The organism is Mesorhizobium sp. M7A.F.Ca.MR.148.00.0.0 (genome assembly GCF_003997735.1).
Classification (GTDB): Bacteria; Pseudomonadota; Alphaproteobacteria; order Rhizobiales; family Rhizobiaceae; genus Mesorhizobium.
Map to the genome: position 1 here is coordinate 1 of NZ_RZTB01000467.1, position 328 is coordinate 328.

The window sequence follows — 328 nt, forward strand, 5'->3', positions numbered from 1 at the left end:
TGCTGGAAGCGGCCAGGACGAATTATGCGGCATCGACCGGGGAACAGCCGTTCCGACTGCTGGTGTTCGGCGGCAGCCAGGGCGCCCAGTTCTTTTCCGATGCCGTGCCGGGAGCCATCGCGCTCCTGTCCAATGCCCAGCGCAAGCGCCTGGTGATCACCCAACAAGCGCGCGCGGATGACGTGGCGCGGGTCAAGGCGGCCTATGCCGCGCTTGGCCTCGCCGTCGAGGTCTCGCCCTTCTTCACCGACATGGCGCAGCGCATGGCGGCCGCGCACCTGGTGATCTCGCGCTCCGGCGCTTCGACCGTCTCGGAGATCGCCGTCAT

The 328-nt window shown here is 68.0% G+C and carries 1 protein-coding gene; it reads left to right on the top strand.

Features of this window, described 5'->3' with window-relative positions; genetic code table 11:
* Nucleotides 1–328, top strand: a 328-nt coding sequence (locus EOB49_RS34960) for a glycosyltransferase (protein ID WP_281060641.1), incomplete at both ends; no start/stop codon positions are given.